Consider the following 23,113-nt stretch of genomic DNA (forward strand, 5'->3'; position numbering starts at 1 on the left):
GATCATAGCTTGAGTGATCAGAGCAAGCGTCAAGCACTTGATCCAATGACGCCATGGGGTCGACCGCACGATCTACTCTGGGTGGCGCCAGGGGTGGCGCCAGAGTGCTTGCGGCCCCTTGAGGGCGACACCCTGGCCTCTTGGGTGCAGTGCTTGGCCGGGCCCGTCGTCGTCCGTCGTGGCCCAGCGCCTGTCGGCCATATCGCCATTGGTCTGCGCGGGCGACATAAAGGGGAGCGCCAGGCCGCCACCATCGCCAAGGCTGCGGTCATCAAGGGCATAACACCGGATGCTTTAGCTTCTGCCTATATCTGGGCCCATTACCGAATGGATCACCCTGTACTGCAACGACTTCAGACTGCAGCGCCCATCCTGAACGAATGGGTTGCCGCACACAAAGGGGAATGTTTGAGCTGGGGCATTACCGGCAGCTTGGGCTACGAGCTGGCTTCAGGCCTCAAGCAGCTGCATCAAAACAGCGATCTGGATCTATTGTTGCGATGTCCGCAACCGTTAGCCCGGCAACAGGCTCAGCAACTCTGGGATCAGCTCAACGGATGCCGTAATGACACCCGCCTGGATATTCAGCTCGAAACGCCTCACGGCGCCATATCATTAGCCGAATGGGCCTCCCATAGCCCCCAAGTGTTGTTAAAAACCGAACAAGGGCCGCAACTGACCGACCACCCCTGGCCCAGACCTGCACTGCATTTATCGTCACGTCATGAGGGTAAGTCACTGGAAAACGAGTCACTGGAAAACGAGTCACTGGAAAGCGAGTCAATAGAAAGCGAGTCACTGGAGGCGCGTGATGTCTAATCCGCTGAGATCCAATCACTTAATCACAAGCATACTCACTTGCCCCGGCCAGGGAGCCCAGCAACCCAATATGTTGCAGCACTGGCCCGAACACCCGGTGTTTACCCAAGCTCGAACCCTCAGTGAAGCCGTATTAGGCCAGCGGTTATCGGCACTCGATCACCCCGAAGCCTTGCAGCATAGTCGATCCGTTCAACTAGCGCTTTTGATCAATGCCGTTGCCTGGGGCCGCTACCTGTTCAGCCAAGGCTGCCAACCCAACGGGTTACTCGGCCTCTCCATTGGTGCTTACCCGGCTGCAGTACTCGCCGGCTGTCTCAAATTTGAAGAAGCCCTTGAGCTGGTGGCTTTACGCGGCACCCTCATGCAAGACGCCTTTCCAGAAGGCTACGGCATGATGGCCGTTCAAGGATTAGATCGTTACCAACTGGCGGATATACTCGCCCGCCATCAAGCGCCCGTCTATCTGGCCAACATTAATGCCGAACAACAGTGCGTATTGTCAGGGGCCTGGGCGGCACTCGACGCTCAAAAACCCGCTTTACAAGCCGCAGGGGGCCACTGTCAGCCCCTTAGGATCAGTGTGCCCTCGCACTGCCCACTCATGGAAAGCTCGGCCCAAACACTGGCTAAGGCTTTCGAGGCCATCACCATACAAACGCCTGAAATCGCCTACATCAGTGCGAGCAAAGCCCGAGTGCTCAAAACCCCTGAAGCTATACGTGAGGACCTCGCAATGAATATGGCACGCCAAGTGAAATGGTTTGATGCCAGCCGCCTCTTGGTTGAGCGTGGCCTGAAGGTCGCGATTGAGCTGCCACCCAGCGGGACATTAACCGGGTTATTGAAGCGCCTCATGCCGCAGGGACATTGCCTCAGAACTGAAACCACACGCTTGGATACGCTTCAATACCTCACTCAGCCCGACACGATTTAATGCCGCTGATTTAGACTCATGATCAATCACAGCAAAGGCAAGTAAAGCCATGCAAATGAAACGCTTACAAGGACATGATCAACCGAAACACAAGCTCAACAGCCGATTTCAGACCCTCTCCTTGATGATGGCTGACATCGACATACACCCTATCCACCACAGCCGCAGAAGGAGATTTTTTCAGCATTACCCAATATTCAGCGCTTGACTCAAGTCATCACTTAAACCATGCAACGTCAGTCATTGTCAGTCATCACCAAGGCCCATATAGCCGACGATGCAACGATCTACATCGCAATCCATATCGCAGTGTCTACAACAACAACAATGGAGCAATACGATGATCATCTATGGTGTCACCTTACTTGCTGTCTGCACCCTCACCGGGGTTGCACTGGGGCAAATATTAGGCGTTCTGATTGGTATTCCGGCCAATGTCGGCGGTGTCGGTATCGCCATGATTTTGCTGGTCGTAATCGGCCATACCTTACAACAACGCGGCGTGCTCGATCTGAAAAGTGAACAAGGCATCGAATTTTTCAGTGCCATCTATATCCCTGTCGTGGTGGCCATGGCCGCTAAACAGAATGTTTATGGCGCCCTCACCGGCGGCCCCATGGCCATTACCGCAGGCGTCACCGCAGTGGCGATCGGTTTTCTACTGATTCCCCTCATCGACAAGCTGGGTCGCCCCAGTAACGATCATGATCAGCTGACACAGACAACCGAGGAGCAACGCCATGTTTGAAGCACTGGATAAAGTATCGAATACGTACAGTATGGTGGTCGGCTTTGCACTAATCGGCCTAGTCATGTGGGTGTCTTATAAACTCTCGGCCAAATTAACGGCAGGCCGTATTCACGGCTCCGCCATCGCTATATTGATTGGCTTGGTCTTGGCCTACATTGGCGGCGTCATCTCAGGGGGCAAACACGGTATTATGGATTTACCCCTGCTCTCCGGTATTGGCATCGTAGGTGGCACCATGCTGCGAGATTTTGCCATTGTCGCCACCGGTTTCGGGGTTCATTTAAATGAACTCAAAAAAGCCGGCATTGTGGGCATTATTGCTTTATTGATGGGCGTGCTCTCTTCTTTCTTTGCGGGTGTCACCATCGCGATGGCTTTCGGTTATACCGATGCGGTCAGCCTAACCACCATTGGCGCAGGCGCCGTCACTTATATTGTCGGCCCCGTCACAGGGGCTGCGATTGGCGCAAGCTCTGAAGTCATGGCGTTATCCATCGCCGCAGGGCTGGTTAAATCCATTTTGGTGATGATCGCCACACCGGCAGTCGCCCGCTACATCGGCTTGGACAACCCTCGTACCGCAGTCTTGTTCGGCGGAATGATGGGCACCTCCAGCGGTGTTGCCGCAGGGCTTGCTGCGACTGATCCTAAGCTGGTGCCTTATGGGTGTCTCACCGCAGCCTTCTATACGGCTGTCGGCTGTCTGATGGGGCCCTCTATTCTCTTCTTTATTATGCTAGCCCTTACCGGCGGCGCTTAATCTTTAAGCTATCCGCCTATTCTTCACGGCAGAAGTACATAGGAAAGCTTCATGGAAAGGCTTCTCTCAATCTGCCAACCGCCTCAACCCCCTGCTCTGCGGGGGGTTGTCTTTGAAGTCTTCGAGCAGGGCAAAACCAGAAACTTCCGGGTCTCCTGAGCTCAGGTATAATGCCGACTAATGTCATACTTTCCGGCACCCTACGATTTCCGACATCCTAAGGTCTTACTTTCCATCATCTGACGGTACCGCGGAGGCGCTCCATGGACGACGCGATTACACTCAAAAAACTTGAGATATTCCTGACTTTCATGCGCACAGGCACATTGGCAGGAGCTGCTGAAGCCTTGGATATCAGTAGCGTCAGCGTGCATCGCGCCATTCACTCTCTGGAAGAAGCATTGAAGTGTCCACTCTTCCGCCAGGAAGGGCGCTTACTAGTGCCGCTCCCTAGTGCCGAAACCCTTGCCGAACAAGGCTTGCAAGTCATGCAGCTGATGGATGATGCCATCAAAGCCACGCGCGAGACGGCAGGCGTCTATTCGAACCAGTTCAAGCTTGGTGCCCTTTACTCACTCACATTAAATACGGTGCCACAGCTCATTGCAGGCTTAAAACTACGTAAGGGGGATCTCAATATTGAGCTGATGCTGAACTCCAATACACAGCTGTTCAAACAGCTACGCTCACTGGAATTGGACGTTATTCTGGTTGCACTACCGGAAGAGTTTCATGAAGCCGATGTGCTGACTTTGCCGCTTTACCAGGATGACATTTGCCTCGCCGTCCCCCCTGACTCACCACTACGTCACTTAAAAGAGACAGATTTATCTGGATTGGATCAAGCCACTTTTGTGACATTGAACAAAGCCTTTGCCACCAGCAGAGATAGTTACCGCGCGTTTGAAAACGCCGGTATGACACCCAATGTTGTGATGGAAGTTTCCGATATTTTTTCTTTAATCAGCATGGTCAGTGCGGGCGTAGGGTTAGCGCTACTGCCTCGACGGGTTGAGGCCGTATTTGAAAACAAAATTCGTTTGATCCCACTGGCAAAAGATTGCCAAGTGATCCAAAACATTACCATGGTTTGTCTGGCCAACCGTGAGCGAGACCCGAGAATTCTCAGCTGTATTGCAGAATGCCGACATTATGCCAGAAGACAGCACCCAGCCCCTTAAAACGTTTTGATTGTTTGAAATCGTTGACACCGAAACAAAGCGTCTTTTAACCATTCAACGACAATCAAAAAATGAGACTTATTCAGACTGAAAGCAATACGATTCCCTGCCTTTTCCAGACTCTTTAAGATCCAGCACACAGATAAAGCTGCCTTTCATTTTCATCTATTAAAAGCCATTTCTTAGATGAAAACCTCAAAAATATTTCACGCTTTTCGCCTAAAAACGACTCATTTAAATGAAAAGCGATAAAAGCCTATCATTCAAACCCCAAAACCTAGACATATAGATGAATTCAACAGAGAAATCTCGCCCCTGCTCATGACAAATGTCAGAGACCCAGTCTCATAAGACATGCATAATATACAAAATATTTTACTGACTTCTACTTAAAATCAACGACGTCGCAGGCCTCATATGAAAAAGATGGGTTTAAAAACATCATTGATATTGTCAATCACGGTGCTGGTGGCACTATCTGTTTCCATATCAAGTTATGTGCTCTACCTTCAACAAAAAGACATGCTGGCTGAGAGCATTATTCAGAAAAGCAAGGGGGATGCTAAAGCCAAAGCCTCTGCTGTCGAAACCATCATGAACGAAAAGGTAGGTGGAATCACCAAGCTGGCCAATCAATATCGTCAGAAGCCCATCACCGGCACTGATAGCGCTTTAACCGATGAAGTCTTTTTTATGGCCAACGCCATGAACCTGAAAAGCGCGGTGATCGTCAAAGACAACGGGGATGGCTATTGGACCTTAGGGACAACGTTAGCCCCTGAAACCTGGCCTAACAATAAAATGAACGGCGATGCCCGCACATTGTCTTGGTACCCCTCTACCCAACAAGCCAATGGCGTCTTCATTACGGATCCCTATATTTATGATGTCACTGGGAATGACCTCTACTGGGTCACCATTGCACACCACATTGTCAATGGGGCAGTAGCCATCAATATGCGCCTGCAATTTCTCGATGAACTGGTGCAGCAAACCAACGACATCGAGGGCGCCACAGCCGCGATTATGACCGAAGACAGCACTGTTTTGGCATCCACCTCACCGCTGCTCAAATTAGGCCAAAAGGCCTTGAATGTTACAGCGGTGAGTAACGCGGTCCAACAGGCCATTCAAGATGACAACGCCATGTCGACTTACACGATCAATGGCCAGAACTATCTATTGTTTAGCCATCCGATCAATGTCGGCGATAAGCGCTGGTATTATATGATGAGCGTGGATGAGTCTGTCGCGATGGCCAAGCTCAGCGAAGCACGTAATAGCGCCATTATGATTTCAATCATGGCGACTCTGATCAGCATTGCCGTCGGCTTATTCCTGCTACAACGGCTATATCAACCGATTCTTTCCTTGAAATCGACCATCATGGGGCTTTCTAGCGGTAATGGCGATCTCACTCAACGCTTAGTCGTGAACAATAACGACGATTTGGGGCAGATTGCCCAAGGCGTCAATCGGTTTATTGAAACCCTGCAAAAAATGATGCAGGAAATCCAGGTCGCCAGCACCTCGCTCAACAATAATATTGATCGTATCAAGCAGCAGTCAGAGCGCAATAGTACTGTTTTGCAAAATCACGCGGCCGAAACCGAGCAAGTGGTGACCGCGATAGAAGAAATGAGCTCGACCGCCGATGCAATGGCCCAGGATGCCGCTAACACAGCCAACCTCACGCAGCAGGCCAATGAAACCAGTGTTAACTCTCAACAGGCCGTTGAAAGCTCACAGCACATTGTCACAGCGTTAATCAGTGACGTTGATCAGTCTGCACAAAATGTGCAACAAATGGCTGAAGAAACACAACAAATCAACGAAATCCTCAGTGTTATCGGGGATATTGCAGAGCAAACGAACTTATTGGCACTGAATGCCGCTATAGAAGCGGCACGAGCCGGTGAACAAGGACGCGGCTTTGCCGTGGTTGCCGATGAAGTTCGTAATTTGGCCAGTCGTACCAAGGCCAGCACAGAGGAAATCGAAACAGCGCTTGAACGGTTGGGAGGCGGCACACGGAACGTCGTCAACTCCATGGAAACCACTAAAACCCGTTGTCAGGAAACAGCCGAAAGCTCAGGTGAAGTTGCCGTCAGCCTTGAAACCATGGCCACTTATGTTAGCGAAATCAACAACTTAAGCACTCAAATCGCCACAGCCGCTGAAGAGCAAAGCTCCGTCACCCAAGAACTCAGCCAAAATATGTCGGCGATTAATGGCATCGTGGTTGAGCTCAGAGCCAGCGGCGAACAGGCCTTACATGAAGCGGAAGATATTGCTCAAATCAATCAGCAACTGGTCGCCATTGTGAATCGATTTAAAGTCTAGCCTTAAGATTTAAGGTCTAGCCATAAAAGTGGATATCACCACTGACGGTCCTGGCTTGATCTCTTAGATCAGCTCTGTTCAGATGAAGCTTATAAGGGAGCCCTCAAGGCTCCCTTTTTTACATCGATTTCTTTGGTCGACTCACCAGTACGGGCTAGACTATCTCCTTGAGGAGAATCGACGAGCCAAGCATACAAGAGATGGTCATGCGAGCGTTGCGCCCTTCACTAAAAGACAACATCGTATCCAAGCTGATACTCGCCTGGACGCTGAACACACTATCAAGCCTGATAGTGCATGCCTCGGCGGAGACGGTGCCTCGTTCAGATGAGGTTCATTATCTAGGGATGGCGGTTTTTGATTATCACCTCACCCTGGATGATATACCCGTTGGCGGGTTATCAGGGTTGACCTATCTAGGCCGACACCAGTACCTAGCCATTTCCGATGATCGCTCTCGTCTTGCCCCTGCACGCTTCTACCATCTCGATATCAACTTAGATGATGGTCAGATTAAGCAAAACGATGTTCACTTCACTCAGTTAACGCCATTACGGCGAAAAGATGGGCAGCATTATGGATGGGGACAAATAGATCCAGAAGGGATTGGTTACGACGCTCAACGAGGCGTATATATTGCCTCGGAAGGCGATAACCTCAGTGCGATAGCGCCGCGTCTTGATCGTTACAGCCTTGAGGGTCAATGGCAACAGCAACTTCCTCTACCCGATGAATTCATCCCCGCCGAGCAACAAGGTGTGCGCAATAACCGCTCATTGGAAAGTCTTGCGTTAACGCCTGATGGGCAATTTCTTTTCACCGCGACAGAACAAGCGCTCATCCAAGATGGGCCCGAAAGCGATGAAACGCATTCAAGCCCGAGTCGTATTGTCATGATCAACCTCAACACAGCACAGGTGGTCCATCAGTATCTTTACTTAACCGATCGAAAGGGTCATGGCCTTGTCGACCTCATCGCCCTGTCCAAGACCCAGCTGCTAGCCCTTGAACGCAATCAATTATGTGCCCAGCCAAGGGAATAATATTCGTATCTATCACGTTCAACTTGAGCCAGCGACGGAGTTAACAGGGGTCGTCTCACAGAGATCGCTTATCCCCGCCCCAACACCTGCCCATAAAACTTTGCTTATCGATCTGCACGACCTGGGCATTAAGCCTGACAATATCGAAGGCATGGCCTTAGGTCCTCGCCTTTCTGAACACAGGCGTGCACTGATCCTCGTTTCCGACAATAACTTCAGCCGCGCTCAGACCACGCAGGTGATTGCGCTGGCGATACCGTCATCTCTTCTCACTGACCCACCTATTCTGACGGGTCGGCCATAATCGGGGCTCACTCAGGCCTCACCATTTGACTTGAAATCTCAATGTCTGAAATAGCCCGGCCCTCTATTTGATCGGCGACCCACTCGGCTGTCGCAGCCGATAGTGTCCAGCCCAGATGTCCATGACCGGTATTATAAAAGACACATGGTTGTTGGCCTGGCCCCACTTTAGGCATCATATTCGGCATCATCGGACGCAGCCCTGCCCAGGGCTCAGCATGTCGTGTACTGACGCCGGGGAAGCAGGCCTCCACCCACTTCACAAGAGGAAGAATACGGTTATTTCGAATGTCGCGGTTGTAGCCATTAAACTCTGCGGTACCCGCGACTCTTAAGCGCCCATTCCCCAAACGACTGGACACAATTTTGGTCGCATCATCCAGTAAACTGACCTGGGGCGCCGCCGCTTGGGAGTCAGGATCATCCAGGTGCACCGTAATGGAATAACCTTTTACCGGGTATATATTCACCCGATCCCCCAATTGAGCCGCGAGCTTCCGGCTACCGACCCCAGCGCAAATGACAATGCGATCAAAAGTGTCTCGCTGCCCATGGCCTGGGGCAGCACCAAACGTCTCACCAACTACCCAGGCTCGATGACTGTCAGCCCCAAGGTGGTTAACGCGAGTGCCATAGCGGATATGTCCGCCTAGACGCTCAACAGCTTGGGCCAGACCAAAGGTGAATTTATGGATATCTCCAGTGGCATCACTTCCGGTAAAAAAGCCGCCGTAAAAATCCCCTTTTAAATTGGGCTCAATCACCCGTATATCCCCAGGAGTCAATGCTTGCCGTGTCAATCCTCCTTGAGCCAACAGCGCTGAAACTCGCTCAGCTTGCTCAAACTCTGATCGAGTTCGATAAATATGTAAGATACCGCGTTTTGTTAAATCAAAATCAATCGACTCTTGCTCAGCCCAGGCCCATAAAATATCGCGTGCACGAATCGCCAATCGCACCGTATCGACGGTATTGCGTTGATACTGGCCTATCGCCATTGCAAACTCAGCCAACCAGCTCAGCTTATGCCAAGAAGGCTTTGGATTGATCAGTAAAGGGGCATCCTGGTGCCACATCCATTTGAGCCCTTTCCATAACGTGGGCCAGCTGTTCCAGACTTCAGCATTAGAGGCCGACAACTGTCCACCATTGGCAAATGAAGTATCCATAGCCGCATAGCGCTGCTGCTCATAAAGGGTCACCTCATGCCCACGCCGTAACAATGCATAGGCTGTCGTCACCCCTGTCACGCCACCGCCAATGATCGCAATCCGTTTCATCATGAGCGTCCCTCCAGGCCAAAACGCAACGACGATATTCAGCAGTCTAGCCTTGATCTGAGCAAAATACCGCGCACCGCATCAATCAAAAACCGTCTATCAGTCACACAAGGAGTTTATTGAACTAGATTGATATGCCATTCTGCGGTTCTGGCCCTGAACGACAGGTGTTCTGAAAGGCGGCCTTTTGCAAGCCCCGCGCTCTCAACAAATGATCGATTGAACGCTTCATCAATAGATTGAACCTTTAATCACTAGCATCTCATCAAGTTTTATCTATACTCATGAACAAAATAGCCCGTAATCAATTTGAGAGGCACTGCCCATGTTCTTCAGGACAAAAAAGCTCTCTAAACAAGTCCAGGCGCTGGAACAAGAACTAAAGAATTATCGCCATGTTAGTCAGGATTTACGTGAAGAGATGCTGTATTGCGCAATGGATGCGAAGGGTCAAATTGTTGAAGTCGACTCAACGTTTCTTGAATCATTGGGCTATAGCCAGCAGCAGATGCTCCACCAGCCGATTCAACATTTCATCGACGACAGCACCCTCAAAAAGCCCCATGGGCAACAGATGCTAAAAGCCATCCAGCAAGGTGATCATTGGCATGGTGCCCTGCATATAAAAAAATGCGACGGCAGCGAAGGCTGGTATCGGGCCATTATCCACCCCATTCCTGCGACAGAGGGACAAACCTCTACTCTCGCCATTTATGCCAGTGAGCTGACGCGCACCATTACTCAATCCCGTGCGCAACAGGATATGCTGGCGGCACTTAATCGCTCATCGGCTGTGATCGAGTTCACCCCTGATGGCATTATTCTTGATGCCAACGACAACTTTCTAAAAGCTGTGCATTACAGCAAAGATCAAATTGTCGGTAAGCATCACCGGATTTTCTGCTCCCCAGATGAAGTCAACTCACAGGTCTATGAAGATTTTTGGAGAAAGTTGTCATCCGGCCAGTTCTTTTCAGATCGCTTTCGGCGGTTTGACAGTTATGGTAACGAGCTTTGGTTAGAAGCCTCTTACAACCCCATCCATAACGATTCAGGCAAGCTGTATAAAGTGGTCAAATTTGCGACGGACATTACCGCTGAAATGCAACGCGAGCACACCATCGCAGAAACCTCCAAAATTGCTTACGAAGTTTCTCAGAAAACCGACAACGAGACCTTGCGCGGTATTCAAGTGATTGAAGATACTCGTCAAATGATGCAGGGGTTAACGCGCCGAATGGAGGCCGCAAGCCAGGGAATCGACGCACTCAACGAGCAATCGAATAAAGTCTCAACACTGGTGAACAGTATTCGCGATATCGCGGATCAAACCAACTTGCTGGCCTTGAACGCGGCGATTGAGGCCGCTCGTGCGGGAGAGCAAGGAAGAGGCTTTGCCGTCGTCGCCGATGAAGTCCGCCAGTTAGCCGCCAGGACCAACCAAACCACAGAAGAAATTATCAGTGTCGTCACTGAAAACCAGTCACTCACTCAAGATGCTGTTAACCGGATTGAAGAAAGTCTGGAAAAAGCCCAGGCGGCCTTGCAGCTTTCTCACGATGCCAGCGAAGTCATGAATGAAGTTCAAAGCGGGGCCAAGCAAGTCGTTGACGCCGTCAGTGAGTTCTATAACAGCTTATAAGCCCAAGAATATCTTATTGATAACCATTAATCTTCGACGCTGTCCAATAGCATCAAATACGCCATCATATTAGCCCGCAGGTTCATGTTTTTTGATCTCCACACGGTGGTGTGGCGATCAATCCTGGTATGATGGATTACTTACTTTACTCACATCTTCCATTAAACAAGCAACAATTAACAATTTTAAAGTTTTATCTATACTCACGCACAACTCAAATATCAGGCCGCCCTTAATCCTTCAGAGTGAGGCATTATTAATGCTCTTCAACACAAGAAAGCTCTCCAGCAAAATCCAGGCATTGGAGGCAGAACTGGACAGCTATCGCCATGTTTATCAGGATCTGCGTGAAGAGATGCTGTACTGTGCCTTGGATACACAAGGCCATATTGTAGAGATCGCCCCATCGTTTCTTGAGTCGTTGGGCTATAGCCGCCAAAATCTACTTCATCAGCCTATCCAAACTTTAATTGTTGAAGAGAGCCGTAACAAACCACACGGACAACAAATGATCCAGGCAATCAGCCGTGGGGACCACTGGCATGGCGCCTTGCATATGAAAAAACACGACGGCAGCGAAGGCTGGTATCGCGCCATCATTCATCCGATTCCGATGACAGAAGGGCAGCCCCCCACTCTCGCCATTTATGCCAGTGAGCTGACGCGCACCATTACTCAATCCCGTGCGCAACAGGATATGCTGGCGGCACTGTATCGCTCATCGGCAGTGATCGAGTTCAGCCCTAATGGGACAATTCTTGATGCCAATGACAACTTTCTCAGAGCTGTGCATTACAGCAAAGATCAAATTATCGGCAAGCATCACCGGATTTTCTGCTCTCCAGATGAAGTCAACTCACAGGCTTATGAGGATTTCTGGAAAAAACTAGGATCAGGACAGTTTATTTCAGATCGCTTTCGACGGTTTGACAGCTATGGTAATGAAGTTTGGTTAGAAGCCTCTTATAACCCTATCTATAATGATTCAGGCAAGCTATATAAAGTAGTGAAGTTTGCGACGGACATTACGGCTCAAATGCAACGCGAACACGCCATCGCAGAAACCTCCAAAATTGCTTACGAAGTTTCTCAGAAAACTGACGACGATACCTTGCGCGGCATTCAAGTGATTGAAGAAACCAGCGAGATGATGCAAGACCTCTCTCTTCGCATGGAGGCCGCCAATGAGGGTATTGCCGCACTCAATGAACAATCCAATAAAGTCTCAGCACTGGTCAAAAGTATTCGCGATATTGCGGATCAAACCAATTTGCTGGCTTTGAACGCCGCTATAGAGGCCGCTCGCGCCGGGGAACAGGGAAGAGGTTTTGCTGTCGTCGCCGATGAGGTCCGCCAATTAGCAGCCAGAACGAATAAAACCACAGAAGAAATTATCGGTGTTGTCACTGAGAACCAGTCACTGACCCAGGCAGCGGTTACGCAGATCGAAGAAAGCCTGGCCAAAGCTCAGCAGGCTTTACAACTTTCTCAAGATGCCAGCGACGTGATGAATGAAGTTCAAAGTGGAGCCAAGCAGGTTGTGGATGCCGTTGGAGAATTTTATAACAGCTTATAAATCATCATTGGGTGTTCAATCATCCGTATGGTGGGCTACCGGCTCACAATGGGCAATCTGTCTTAAGATGCGACAAAAATGTTGCGCAGGTTCCGTCAACAACTCATTTTTACGGGTCAAAATACCATAAGGCGGTAATGTCTGCCCCAAAGCAAGCGGCAAAGGCACCACACGCCCTAGTGCCATGGATTCTTGCAGTACAGTCTCTGACATCACTAAAATGGCATCACTGTGCTGTACGAGCTGCAACGACGCAAAGATTGAGCCGCATTCAATCGTATCGCGTGGGGTCATCAGCCCGGCCAGTTCAAACTCTTTTTCCAACACCTGACGCGCCGGCGTTTTTAATGGCTGAAGAATCCAAGACCAGGATTCCAACAACGCGTCCAATTGCAGCGACGCAGCAGCGGTCTGGGCCAAAGGATGGCCCGCCCGGACCACAGCACGCATCCGCTCATTGCCCAGCGTTTCAAAGTCAAATAGGTTATGTTCCAAAGCGGTGACATAGCGCGCAATGGCAACATCAATTCGATTTTGCCCCAATAGTGCCACTAATTGATCACTGGTCTCACCTAACATTCGGACTTGAAGCATCGGCCTTTGTCGCTTGATCTCCACTACAGCCTTCGCGACCAAATCTGGGGCTGCCCCCATGATCGCGCCTAATAACAGCTGTCCTTGATCACCCAACTGATACCGATGCAAAGACTCAGCACAGCGGTCCAAACGATTCAATGCCGACTGGGCAAAATCAATCAGCATCTCACCGACGGCGGTTGAGCAAACCCCTCGAGAGGTACGATCAAAGAGCACATGGCCGAAAGTTTGTTCTATTTCTTGCAGCATTCGACTGGCCGCGGGTTGCGACATATTCATCACCTCCGCAACCTGATGCAGATTCCCCCGCTCACCGAGTAATACCACCATCATCAAATGCTTATAACGCAACCGATTCAGAATATGGGGCATGGCGTCTGGCGTGTAACGAACAGTCATGAAAACCTCATCGACGGCATTATCGGATTCATATACAAACCGCCTCACCTAGGACGATTAAAAAAGCGCGCCCTCCCCCTGATCACCAACATTGACCCGCAACTGATAACAACAGGCTATCTCGCCTTTGTCGATTTATACATTGGTCTAACCCCCTATTTAACCGTTATACGTGATTTTACTGTAAACCCACGGAACAACAGGCCCGCTACCAAGTGATACCTAAAAGGTATTAAGCGACTTAACCTCTGCATTAGCCAAGCCTTGCAACCCTCCCTTAACGTTCAAGTCAACCCGATCAAAGTGCTGGATCAACCGCGCTGTATTGATTGAGCTTCCTCATGACTCAAGGAGAAAGGCCGATGGCAGTACCCACGATTAAGCAGGTTCGCGCCTACACCGTCCGTGGTGGCGGTGCCGACTATCATGACCAAGGCGATGGTCACTGGATTGACGGGCAGATTGCGACGCCCATGAGTAAGTATCCGCAGTACCGTATGACCCGGAAAAGCTTCGGACTTAATGTGCTGGGTTCGTTAGTGGTCGAAATTGAAGCCAGTGACGGAACGGTCGGCTTCGCTGTCACCACAGCAGGCGATATTGGCGCTTTCATTGTTGAGCGACATCTAGCGCGTTTTCTGGAAGGCCAGAAAATCACCGATATCGAGCTCATGTGGGATCAGATGTTTAACGCCACACTGTACTACGGCCGCAAGGGCGTTGTCGTCAACACGATTTCCGGAGTGGATCTGGCACTTTGGGATCTCCTCGGCCAGTGGCGAAAAGAGCCTGTTCACGCATTATTGGGTGGACCTGTCCGTGATGAGTTGCAATTTTATGCCACAGGCGCCCGTCCTGACCTAGCACAGCAAATGGGATTCATTGGCGGCAAGATGCCACTGCGTCACAGCCCAGCAGAAGGTGACGAAGGTTTGCGCAAAAACCTCGCCGAACTGGCTGAGATGCGTTCACGGGTAGGCGATGATTTTTGGCTCATGTTCGACTGCTGGATGAGTCTTGACCTGAACTACGCCACCAAGCTGGCTCAGGGCGCACAGGCCTATGGTCTGAAATGGATCGAAGAGGCGCTGCCACCGGATGATTACTGGGGCTACGCCGATCTTAAACGTCAGGTGCCCACCGGCATGCTGGTCAATACTGGCGAACACGAAGCCACTCGTTGGGGCTTTCGAATGCTAATGGAAATGGACTGCTGCGACATTATTCAGCCTGATGTGGGCTGGTGTGGTGGTATAACCGAATTGATCAAGATATCCGCACTCGCCGATGCCTACGGCAAACAAGTCATCCCTCATGGCTCATCAGTCTATAGCTACCACTTTGTCGCCACGCGACATAACAGCCCCTTCGCCGAGTTTTTAATGATGGCTCCCGAGGCTGATCGAGTGGTGCCCATGTTCAATCCTTTACTGCTTGATGAACCCGTCCCTGCGCAGGGCCGTTTATCGCTTTCGGCACTCGACCAACCCGGGTTTGGCGTACGGCTGAATCCAGACTGCGACCTGGCCCGACCCTATACCCACTGAACGCCGATCGCCACGATCATTTGCTCACAGATCGTGGCGATAATTTCGACCTGAATAACGATAACAACAACGACAATAAGTCGACCATCTCACGGGAGACGGCACCATGGAAATCCTGCACCTTGCGGTCACAATCACGCTAATTCTGCTACTGATCCTCTACTTAAAACTCAACCCAGCCATCAGCCTGATCGTCGGATGTCTCTATTTGGGTCTGACCATGCATCTCGGCATGACCGGCACTGTCGCGGCTATCGGCGGTGGCTTTGGTCACATCATGGCGGCCATTGGGTTGCCCATTGGCTTTGGCGTCATTATCGGACAGCTGATGAGCGACTCCCGGATGGCGCATCAGATTGCTCATGCCATGGTCAACAGTGCGCCACGGGGCATGGGCCTCTACGCGCTCGGACTCACAGGCTTTCTGCTTTCAATTCCCGTGTTTTTCGATGTCACTTTTGTCATTTTGATTCCATTAGGGGTGGCACTATCTCAGACCCTGGGTAAGCCATTACCTTATGCCATCGGCGCTTTGGTGATCGGCGCCGCGACCTCTCATACCATCGTGCCACCAACGCCTAACCCCTTGGCGGCTGCCTCCATTCTACATTTTGATATTGGATTGATGACCCTGGCCGGGCTCGGCGTCGGTCTAGCCACGGCACTGATCGTTATGAAGCTCTACTTTTGGCTGCTTGATAAAGGGCTTTGGAACAGTGAGAAGGATGAGCAGCACCTCGAAGAGGATCAGCCAGAACAACCGGAAGATATCCCATTACCGGGACTCCCTCTATGGCAAGCCTTGCTCCCCATTGCCTTACCGATTGCGTTGATTCTCTCCGGCACGCTCTATCACTACGGCCAACAGATTGGGATGTTGGCGGGCGATGAACTCCCCGCCTTCGTCGCCTTTATCAGTGACAGAATCGTTGCGCTGTTGGTCGGCGCACTCGCGGCCTATACCGTCGCGGGGCGTCTGATGAGCCGCAACGAATGTGATCATTCAGCGTCAAAAGGGCTGCAAACCGCAGGATTGGTGCTGCTGGTCACCGGCGCGGGAGGCTCATTGGGGCAAGTCATTCAAGAGACGGGCATCGGTCGATCATTAGTAGACAACCTGTTTCAGGAAACAGGCTCACCCTTGTCGATGATTTTATTGACCTATGCCCTCGCCTTGGTGTTCCGGGTCGCACAAGGCTCTGGCACTGTCGCAGGGATTACCGCCATGACCATTATGGCCGGTGCCGCCTCAACGGGTATTGTTGACCCGCTATGGATTGCACTGGCCGCGCTTTCCGGTGGTATCAGCATTGGTCACGTCAATGACAGCGGCTTCTGGATTACAACTCAACTGTCAGGCTTTAGCATACGCGGTGGCTTCAAGACCTATACCCTGGCCGAACTACTGGTCTCACTGACCATCTTGTCATTGACGCTAGTCGGCGCGCTGTTGTGGCCATCATAAGGCACTCTATTCAACCGGCTTATAGAAGAGCGGGTTCGTCATGCCAATTCATAATGCAAAGTCGTCATATAGACTCGTAATATCGGGTTGTAATACAAAGTTTTAATACAAAGTCGTAATACAAAGTCATAATGCCGAGCCACAACAATTAACGCACTGAGCTGCTCACGCCCTTAATCAGAATAGGAAAACAATATGGAACTACCTCAAAACCCTTTCAAAGCCGCACTCACCGGTGAACCTCGTTATGGCTGCTGGGCTGGGTTTGGCACCGCTTATGCCAGTGAAATTTTGGCCACAGTTGGTTTTGATTGGATGCTGATTGACGGTGAGCATGCCCCTAACCCGATACCTGCTGTACTCAGCCAGCTACAAGCCGTTGCCCCTTATAAGACCGCCCCAGTGGTGCGTGCGGTCAATCATGATCCGGCACTGATCAAGCAACTACTGGATATTGGCACCCAAACACTGATGGTGCCGATGGTCGATACCGCAGCACAGGCCCAAGCCCTGGTTGAAGCGACCCGCTACCCTCCTCACGGTATTCGTGGTGTCGGTGGTGGCCTAACCCGGGCGACGCGTTGGGATGCCATTGATGATTATCAGGCTCGAGCCCATGAAGAACTCTGCCTAATCGTTCAAGTTGAATCACGCCGCGGCATTGAGAACGTTGAAGCCATTGCCGCAGTCGAGGGTGTCGACGGCGTTTTTGTCGGGCCCGCCGACCTCTCGACCAGCGTGGGCAGAGCGGGTCAACCCAATCATGAAGAAGTGCAACGTATGATCAGGCACGCCTTCGACAGCATTAAAGCAGCGGGCAAAGCCGCAGGCATTTTGGCCCCCGCTGAAGACAACGCCAAACGCTATGCTGAGTGGGGGTTTGATTTCATTGCCGTTGGGATTGATATCAGCCTGATGCGTCAAGCAGCCCTCGAAACTTTAGCGCGTTATAAGGCGGATACCAAAGTACCGACAGGCGCCAGTAGTTATTAAATCATTAGCCATTAAATGATCAATGATGAAGTGAATCGTTTTTAACTAAAACGCTACGAAATGGCGCGATATCGGCCATCAAGCCTATATCGCGCCCTCTTGAACACACCATCCGCTGCACGCTTGTCGAGCGCTTGATTTTGGCGAAACCTATATCAACCGGGAAAACTTTGAGGCGATGCAAGGCTTCCATGCGGGAACACGGAAATCAGGCATTGGCGGTGCCGATGGTAAACATGGGCTTTATGAGTCTACACGCACACAAGTGGCCTATATTGAAATCTAAATCAATGGGTTGGAACTGGATATATTGATTGAATCAGAGCCCTCATGCCTCAAAAGGAACAGAGGGCTCGGCGCTTCACTTGCTATTAACCCTGCGCCTGCGACACCATCGCATATTGTTGAACGGGGCCAGTCACCGAAGGTGCAGCACCATTCACCATTTGCGCGACACGATCCACTTGCATTAACCCCCACTGGGTAAGCATCGACCCCAATCCCATCGCTTCAGGCGTATCAATCCGGATTAAGACGCCTTGTTGTCCATCCAACAACGTCCATATCAACTGCAACGCCTGCACCGGATGCTCGGCCACAACCGGCCCAATGAGTTTGCCGCGGCCAAAACGACGACGTAACGCCACGCCTTTGATCATACCTTCAGAAGTCACTTTGACGGCAGCATCTCGTTGCGCCCATAGGCTAGGCCAAAGTCTGGATCGATCCAGCCCTGAGGCCTTGTTCAGTAAAGTCAGTACTGCGTTAGCTTCCGCTTCAGCGACCACTGAAATGGCATCGGTCTCGGCCAGCCCGCCCATCTCAAATGATTCAACCGCCTCAGGCATTTCAGCAAGCACCGCTGACAAAACGCCCTGATGCTGACAAATCATCGCCTGATCTTTAAAGCCCAAACGCCGATATAACGGCGCTCCCGCAGTCGTCGCCGTCAGTAGCAGATGTCGTCCCCCGCTAGCCTTCATGATCGTCTGCATGAGGTGGCGTCCCCAACCTTGACCTTGATGCGAAGCCGCCACGATGAGTAAGCCAATCGTCGCCCAATCGCCTTGCGGGAAACACAATCCTGAGCCGACTAATTCAGAACCTTGCGGCTGCAAGCACCAGGCCTCACTGGAGGCCAACATCTGCGACCAATCCTCTGCGCGATGCGGCCAATTGAGCGCTTGCGTTAACCCTACTAACTGAGGGAGGTCGTCATGTGTCGCTACACGCGTCTGAATAGGCGTCATAAGCATCCTCTGTTGAAGTCAGGGCGAGCCCAAAGCCGGTCGATCACACCAGACACTAAAATGCCAAACCTTGAAACCATAACGTTTATTCCATTGACAACTTGTTAACCCACAAATGATGTAATTTATGCGAATATTTATCACCGATGGCTACGTCAATTCATTGACAACACGCGCTTTACTGAATGACGTAGGCCGCCTCTACCATGGTACAAGGGCGAAGGAATGACACCGCAAAAAGCTTGCAAAAACGCCTACTCAGTGGCCAAAGATATTTTATACATTGCCCACTACTCGCCTTATAGGCATCTGGTCAGCAATGAAATGCGTGTCACTTTAGAGTATATTCTCAGCCGTTCTGAAGTGGGGTTACGCCAGCTGGATAAACTCCACAGTCGCTCTTTTGTACTGAATACACGCTATCGCGACAAGTGGTTGATTCCTGGACAAAGTTTACAAAATGCTTTGTGCAAGCATGCTATTGAGCAGATGACGCGCGAAGCGCTGTCCTCCGGCATCGAGCAAGTGATCGTCCTCGGCGCCGGCTTTGACCCTCTTTCCACCTACCTAGCTCAACAGTATCCTAAGGTCCATTTCTTCGAAGTCGATCACCCTTATATTCAGCAATTTAAGCGTGAAGACCCAACATTACGCAGTGCCAATGCTCGATCCAAGTATAACCAGCCCGATAGAGACAACCTGCATTTCCTTGAATTTGATAGCCACCGGCATGACCTGATTCGGAAATGTCGTACTCACGCTGCTTTTGACGATGCTCGCCCGACTTTGTTTATCTGCGAGCATCTCTTGATGCATTTAAACCCGGCGCTGGTCAGCCACGTTTTAGCTTGTACGCGCACATTAACCGGTCGAGGCACTCGCATTTTAATGACGGCGTCAGAACCCCCTCAACGGCTCAGTCGCCATCGTTATGACCCCAGGCCCCTATATCAGCAGTGGTTAGGCGCGCCCGTACGATGGCACTTGGATAGCCAGCATGCGGTCCATTTTCTACAGCGCCATCATTATCAACTCTTGGGAATTCAACATACCACGGCGCTGAAAACTCGATTTATTGCGCCGACTCAGCAGCCTAAACTGCAGGGCCATTTATATCTGATGTCAGCCGTCTGTCGTTAAGCGGGACAGCATTATCACAATCACGCCTGATTCGACGGCTCTTCAGCCAACGGCGCTGCATTCGGCGGCGCCGTATTCACGCTTCCTGTACGCAAAATATCCCTACTCAAGATCTCCTTACTCAAGATCTCTTTACTCAAAACCTCCGTGCTCAAGAACCCCGCCCGCTCCGATCACAGTCCCCACGGTCACCGTCATCAATGACATCCCGAAGTGAATTGAGCCCCCAGGGTCTTTATGCCCTATTTTTTGGAACACCCTGCACCTTTCATTAGCACACCAGCTTACTGATACTGATGATGCCTATGTCATGACCGCATGACATGATGCTCTAGCGCCATATTGTCTGACATAAGCTGCAATATGACGGCCACTGTCAAAATGGCAACGTTCTAACCATAACAATGACAACAAGCTAAAAGGATCTCCCCATGACCATGATCCGCTTGCTGGATTGGCGCTTACATGCGCTGGTCACGCTCCTCGCCCTGGTTGCCGAATTGATCGGTATTATCAAAATCCCGATGGGTCCTGGTACCCTTCTACTGCTGCCCTTGTTTTATGCATTCATCGGCGGCGTGCTACTGAATCCACACCTGTTGCCGGGAACGCGTAAGTGGATTCCTGACGCTTTCAGTCAGGCCGCAGCGCCGCTGATTTTGATCTCATTACTGCCGTTCATTGCCCGCTTTGGCTCCACGATTGGTCCCGCGATTGAACAAATCATTAATGCCGGTCCGGCCTTGCTATTACAAGAGCTTGGCAACTTGGGCACGATGCTGATCGCGCTACCTTTTGCCGTTGTGGTACTCAAGATCGGACGCGAAGCCATTGGGGCCACCTATTCCATCGCCCGCGAACCGAATATTGCGGTGATCTCAGATAAATATGGCTTAAAAGGGCCTGAAGGTATCGGGGTCATGGGCGTTTATGTGGTCGGCACTATGTTCGGCACGCTTTGGTTCGCCTTGATGGCGGGCTATTTAACCTCACTGGATATCTTTGATCCGCGCGCACTGGCAATGGCTTGTGGTGTGGGGAGCGGTAGTATGGTCGCGGCTTGTTCTGGTGCGATTGCCAGTGCACTGCCAGAGGCCGCCGATGACTTAATGGCTTTTGCCAGCGCCAGTAATCTGCTGACCTATGCCACCGGACTCTATGTCTCACTGTTTATTGCATTGCCTGTTGCAGAAAAGCTCTACAGCCTGTTGGCCCAGCGCCGTCAGGGTCAGCATCAGCAACTCGATGAAAATGACCATACCGATTTCACAGAAGCGGTGATGGAAGAAGAACGCCCCGAACACCATTTAGGTAAAAGTGCTGCAGTGGTAGGAGCCGTTTGTGTCGTAGGCTGGCTCGTCAACACTATTAATGGTGCCGATCTGTTAACCGCATTGCCTGGCGTACTGGTGCTTTATGGGATGACCATGCTAGGGCTTGTGGTGACACGGCTGATGCCATTTTACTTGCCCGCCGTTGCCTGGGTCTCGCTGGTCAGTATTGTCTTGACCTTGCCCTTTTTCCCAGGCAGTCAATGGATGGTCGAGGCACTGAAATCAGTGAACTTCCTGGCGATTGTGACCCCCGTACTGGCTTATGCAGGCCTGGCACTGACCTCACGTGAATTCACCATGTTCCGCCATACGGGCTGGAAACTGGTGATTGTCTCATTACTGGTATTTACCGGCACCTTTATCGGCTCGGCTGTCGTGGCCCAAGTCTTACTTTAATATTCAAGGCCTTGGTAACTGACAATCAGCGTTATTCAAGGCCTTGATTTCATCACTCAAAATGTTTGCAGGAGTCCGTCATGAATCCGCCCATCGATGCTGAAACATTACGCGAGTGGCGTCATGCGTTTCACCGTCACCCGGAAACCGCTTTTGAAGAGCATCATACCAGCCAACGTATTATCGACATTTTGCAGCAGGCCGGTATTGAGGTGGTCTCGGGCTTGGGCGGCGGCACCGGCCTAGTGGCCATGATTGATGGCCAACGAGGCGCAGGTCGTCATATTGGTTTAAGAGCCGACATTGATGCTCTAGATGTCACTGAGGCCAACGAAGTGGCACACGCCTCAACTCAACCCGGAAAAATGCACGCCTGTGGCCATGATGGTCACACCACCATGTTGCTAGGGGCCGCCTGTAGCCTCGCGCAAAATCCAGACTTTGCCGGTCGCGTCTACTTCATTTTTCAGCCTGCCGAAGAGAATGAAGGGGGTGGTCGTGTCATGGTGGAAGAAGGGTTATTCGAGCGCTTCCCCATGGAGGCCGTGTATGGCTTACATAACTGGCCTGGATTACCCGTAGGTGAAGCCGCCGTTCACGATACCGCGGTGATGGCCGCGTTCGATGTCTTCACACTCAAGCTGACAGGACGCGGTTGTCACGCCGCCATGCCTCATCTCGGGACTGACACGGTACTGGCTGCCTGCCAACTGGTCACCCAGTTGCAAGGCCTGATCAGCCGGGAAACGCCCGCTCATGAAACCGCAGTGCTCACCATCACACAATTTCACGCGGGTGATGCTTTTAATGTGATCCCCGAGAGTGTCGAGTTACGCGGAACCTTGCGCTGTTTCGATGCCCAATTACATGACTATTTAATCCGCCGCTTTCACGAAGCGGTCGACAGCGCCGCCCAGTTCCACCAGCTGGAAGTGGATTTCGATTATCAGCGTCGTTATCCGGCGACGATCAACACGCCAGAGCATGCTGACTACTGTGCGCGCGCACTCGAAGCCACGCCCGGTATTCAGCGCATTCACCGCGACATGCCGCCCAGCATGGGCTCGGAAGATTTTGCCTTCATGTTGCAACAGTGTCCGGGCGCTTATATCTGGTTAGGCAATGGTGAAGACAGCGCCTCTTTACATAACCCGCGCTACGATTTTAACGATGCCGTTGCCCCCATTGGACGAGACTACTGGCTTTCGTTGATTAACACTCTGCTCGCGAGCTGAGCTTTAAACGTTGTAAGCCAACAGACTCGCTCAAACACATAACCTGAATCCTATTTTTGCTACGCCTGCGGGCGTGGCATGGCCCCTTTCGGCTTTAAGAAGGGCTTAAAACACCGATTGAG

18 protein-coding genes and 4 pseudogenes are annotated in these 23,113 nt (G+C 51.3%); 19 read left to right on the plus strand and 3 right to left on the minus strand.

Annotated elements, in window-relative coordinates; genetic code table 11:
* Window positions 1–9 precede the first annotated feature (9 nt).
* The 8 genes from BFW38_RS08275 to BFW38_RS18450 all read left to right on the plus strand — a co-directional run bounded on the left by BFW38_RS08275 (window position 10) and on the right by BFW38_RS18450 (window position 8,138).
* Window positions 10–819 (plus strand): malonate decarboxylase holo-ACP synthase, encoded by an 810-nt coding sequence (locus tag BFW38_RS08275; RefSeq protein ID WP_139116580.1) that lies wholly within the window; start codon window positions 10–12, stop codon window positions 817–819.
* Window positions 812–1,756, plus strand: a complete 945-nt coding sequence (locus BFW38_RS08280) for an ACP S-malonyltransferase (RefSeq protein ID WP_218186389.1) — start codon at window positions 812–814, stop codon at window positions 1,754–1,756. Before BFW38_RS08275 ends, BFW38_RS08280 begins: the two co-directional genes overlap by 8 nt.
* A 340-nt stretch (window positions 1,757–2,096) precedes the next feature.
* Complete coding sequence (madL, locus tag BFW38_RS08285) at window positions 2,097–2,504, plus strand: malonate transporter subunit MadL (RefSeq protein ID WP_068997961.1); 408 nt, start codon at window positions 2,097–2,099, stop codon at window positions 2,502–2,504.
* A complete protein-coding gene (gene madM, locus BFW38_RS08290) occupies window positions 2,497–3,267 on the plus strand; it encodes a malonate transporter subunit MadM (RefSeq protein WP_068997962.1) in 771 nt (256 codons plus the stop codon). Before madL ends, madM begins: the two co-directional genes overlap by 8 nt.
* A 263-nt stretch (window positions 3,268–3,530) precedes the next feature.
* A complete protein-coding gene (locus BFW38_RS08295) occupies window positions 3,531–4,448 on the plus strand; it encodes a LysR family transcriptional regulator (RefSeq protein ID WP_068997963.1) in 918 nt (305 codons plus the stop codon).
* 468 nt (window positions 4,449–4,916) lie between these two features.
* The gene (locus tag BFW38_RS08300; RefSeq protein ID WP_218186390.1) at window positions 4,917–6,791 is read left to right on the plus strand and encodes a methyl-accepting chemotaxis protein; all 1,875 of its coding nucleotides are present in this window, start codon (window positions 4,917–4,919) and stop codon (window positions 6,789–6,791) included.
* A gap of 206 nt (window positions 6,792–6,997) precedes the next feature.
* Window positions 6,998–7,834, plus strand: a complete 837-nt coding sequence (locus BFW38_RS08305; protein WP_175400955.1) for an esterase-like activity of phytase family protein — start codon at window positions 6,998–7,000, stop codon at window positions 7,832–7,834.
* The gene (locus BFW38_RS18450; protein WP_425427935.1) at window positions 7,815–8,138 is read left to right on the plus strand and encodes an esterase-like activity of phytase family protein; all 324 of its coding nucleotides are present in this window, start codon (window positions 7,815–7,817) and stop codon (window positions 8,136–8,138) included. The genes BFW38_RS08305 and BFW38_RS18450 overlap by 20 nt, the downstream gene beginning before the upstream one ends.
* 7 nt (window positions 8,139–8,145) lie before the next feature.
* Here the strand turns inward: BFW38_RS18450 and BFW38_RS08310 are convergent, their stop codons facing one another.
* Window positions 8,146–9,420 (minus strand): D-amino acid dehydrogenase, encoded by a 1,275-nt coding sequence (locus BFW38_RS08310; RefSeq protein WP_425427896.1) that lies wholly within the window; start codon window positions 9,418–9,420, stop codon window positions 8,146–8,148.
* Between the two features lie 433 nt (window positions 9,421–9,853).
* Here BFW38_RS08310 and BFW38_RS18455 point away from each other — a divergent pair.
* The 4 pseudogenes from BFW38_RS18455 to BFW38_RS18470 form a co-directional block, all read left to right on the plus strand.
* Window positions 9,854–10,519 (plus strand): annotated as a pseudogene (locus tag BFW38_RS18455) (PAS domain-containing protein); the annotation flags it as partial.
* A gap of 186 nt (window positions 10,520–10,705) precedes the next feature.
* A pseudogene (locus tag BFW38_RS18460) lies at window positions 10,706–11,059 on the plus strand (methyl-accepting chemotaxis protein); the annotation flags it as partial.
* A gap of 355 nt (window positions 11,060–11,414) precedes the next feature.
* Window positions 11,415–12,101 (plus strand): annotated as a pseudogene (locus tag BFW38_RS18465) (PAS domain-containing protein); the annotation flags it as partial.
* Between the two features lie 159 nt (window positions 12,102–12,260).
* A pseudogene (locus tag BFW38_RS18470) lies at window positions 12,261–12,635 on the plus strand (methyl-accepting chemotaxis protein); the annotation flags it as partial.
* 15 nt (window positions 12,636–12,650) lie between these two features.
* Here BFW38_RS18470 and BFW38_RS08325 read toward each other — a convergent pair.
* Complete coding sequence (locus BFW38_RS08325; RefSeq protein ID WP_068997968.1) at window positions 12,651–13,631, minus strand: LysR family transcriptional regulator; 981 nt, start codon at window positions 13,629–13,631, stop codon at window positions 12,651–12,653.
* A 362-nt stretch (window positions 13,632–13,993) separates the two neighbouring features.
* On the opposite strand from BFW38_RS08325, the gene rhmD reads away from it, so the two are divergent.
* The 4 genes from rhmD to BFW38_RS18335 all read left to right on the plus strand — a co-directional run bounded on the left by rhmD (window position 13,994) and on the right by BFW38_RS18335 (window position 17,922).
* Window positions 13,994–15,178, plus strand: a complete 1,185-nt coding sequence (rhmD, locus tag BFW38_RS08330; protein WP_068997969.1) for an L-rhamnonate dehydratase — start codon at window positions 13,994–13,996, stop codon at window positions 15,176–15,178.
* Window positions 15,179–15,284: 106 nt separating this feature from the next.
* Window positions 15,285–16,643: a GntP family permease gene (locus tag BFW38_RS08335; RefSeq protein ID WP_068997970.1), complete on the plus strand. Its 1,359-nt coding sequence runs from the start codon at window positions 15,285–15,287 to the stop codon at window positions 16,641–16,643.
* Between the two features lie 195 nt (window positions 16,644–16,838).
* Window positions 16,839–17,636, plus strand: coding sequence for an HpcH/HpaI aldolase family protein (locus BFW38_RS08340; protein ID WP_068997971.1), 798 nt, complete (start codon window positions 16,839–16,841; stop codon window positions 17,634–17,636).
* A gap of 115 nt (window positions 17,637–17,751) precedes the next feature.
* A complete protein-coding gene (locus BFW38_RS18335; protein ID WP_281180450.1) occupies window positions 17,752–17,922 on the plus strand; it encodes an aldehyde dehydrogenase family protein in 171 nt (56 codons plus the stop codon).
* 85 nt (window positions 17,923–18,007) lie between these two features.
* On the opposite strand, the gene BFW38_RS08345 is transcribed toward BFW38_RS18335, so the two are convergent.
* On the minus strand, window positions 18,008–18,886 hold the full coding sequence (locus BFW38_RS08345; RefSeq protein WP_068997972.1) for a GNAT family N-acetyltransferase: 879 nt from the start codon (window positions 18,884–18,886) through the stop codon (window positions 18,008–18,010).
* A gap of 225 nt (window positions 18,887–19,111) precedes the next feature.
* Between BFW38_RS08345 and BFW38_RS08350 the strand changes: the two genes are divergently transcribed.
* The 3 genes from BFW38_RS08350 to BFW38_RS08360 all read left to right on the plus strand — a co-directional run bounded on the left by BFW38_RS08350 (window position 19,112) and on the right by BFW38_RS08360 (window position 22,991).
* Window positions 19,112–20,026 (plus strand): class I SAM-dependent methyltransferase, encoded by a 915-nt coding sequence (locus tag BFW38_RS08350; RefSeq protein ID WP_068997973.1) that lies wholly within the window; start codon window positions 19,112–19,114, stop codon window positions 20,024–20,026.
* 431 nt (window positions 20,027–20,457) lie between these two features.
* Window positions 20,458–21,756 (plus strand): DUF3100 domain-containing protein, encoded by a 1,299-nt coding sequence (locus tag BFW38_RS08355; RefSeq protein ID WP_068997974.1) that lies wholly within the window; start codon window positions 20,458–20,460, stop codon window positions 21,754–21,756.
* 80 nt (window positions 21,757–21,836) lie between these two features.
* A complete protein-coding gene (locus BFW38_RS08360) occupies window positions 21,837–22,991 on the plus strand; it encodes a M20 aminoacylase family protein (RefSeq protein ID WP_068997975.1) in 1,155 nt (384 codons plus the stop codon).
* The last annotated feature ends 122 nt before the right edge of the window (window positions 22,992–23,113 follow it).

The sequence above is a fragment of the Terasakiispira papahanaumokuakeensis genome (assembly GCF_001709345.1).
Taxonomy (GTDB): Bacteria; Pseudomonadota; Gammaproteobacteria; order Pseudomonadales; family Halomonadaceae; genus Terasakiispira; species Terasakiispira papahanaumokuakeensis.

Coding starts and splice junctions, on each gene's coding strand:
- rhmD (WP_068997969.1), top strand. CDS start 13,994: ATGGCAGTACCCACGATTAAGCAGGTTCGCGCCTACACCGTCCGTGGT.
- BFW38_RS08345 (WP_068997972.1), bottom strand. CDS start 18,886: ATGACGCCTATTCAGACGCGTGTAGCGACACATGACGACCTCCCTCAG.
- madL (WP_068997961.1), top strand. CDS start 2,097: ATGATCATCTATGGTGTCACCTTACTTGCTGTCTGCACCCTCACCGGG.
- BFW38_RS08280 (WP_218186389.1), top strand. CDS start 812: ATGTCTAATCCGCTGAGATCCAATCACTTAATCACAAGCATACTCACT.
- BFW38_RS08305 (WP_175400955.1), top strand. CDS start 6,998: ATGCGAGCGTTGCGCCCTTCACTAAAAGACAACATCGTATCCAAGCTG.
- BFW38_RS08355 (WP_068997974.1), top strand. CDS start 20,458: ATGACCATGATCCGCTTGCTGGATTGGCGCTTACATGCGCTGGTCACG.
- BFW38_RS08325 (WP_068997968.1), bottom strand. CDS start 13,631: ATGACTGTTCGTTACACGCCAGACGCCATGCCCCATATTCTGAATCGG.
- BFW38_RS08310 (WP_425427896.1), bottom strand. CDS start 9,420: ATGATGAAACGGATTGCGATCATTGGCGGTGGCGTGACAGGGGTGACG.
- BFW38_RS08340 (WP_068997971.1), top strand. CDS start 16,839: ATGGAACTACCTCAAAACCCTTTCAAAGCCGCACTCACCGGTGAACCT.
- BFW38_RS08335 (WP_068997970.1), top strand. CDS start 15,285: ATGGAAATCCTGCACCTTGCGGTCACAATCACGCTAATTCTGCTACTG.
- madM (WP_068997962.1), top strand. CDS start 2,497: ATGTTTGAAGCACTGGATAAAGTATCGAATACGTACAGTATGGTGGTC.
- BFW38_RS08360 (WP_068997975.1), top strand. CDS start 21,837: ATGAATCCGCCCATCGATGCTGAAACATTACGCGAGTGGCGTCATGCG.
- BFW38_RS08295 (WP_068997963.1), top strand. CDS start 3,531: ATGGACGACGCGATTACACTCAAAAAACTTGAGATATTCCTGACTTTC.
- BFW38_RS08350 (WP_068997973.1), top strand. CDS start 19,112: ATGACACCGCAAAAAGCTTGCAAAAACGCCTACTCAGTGGCCAAAGAT.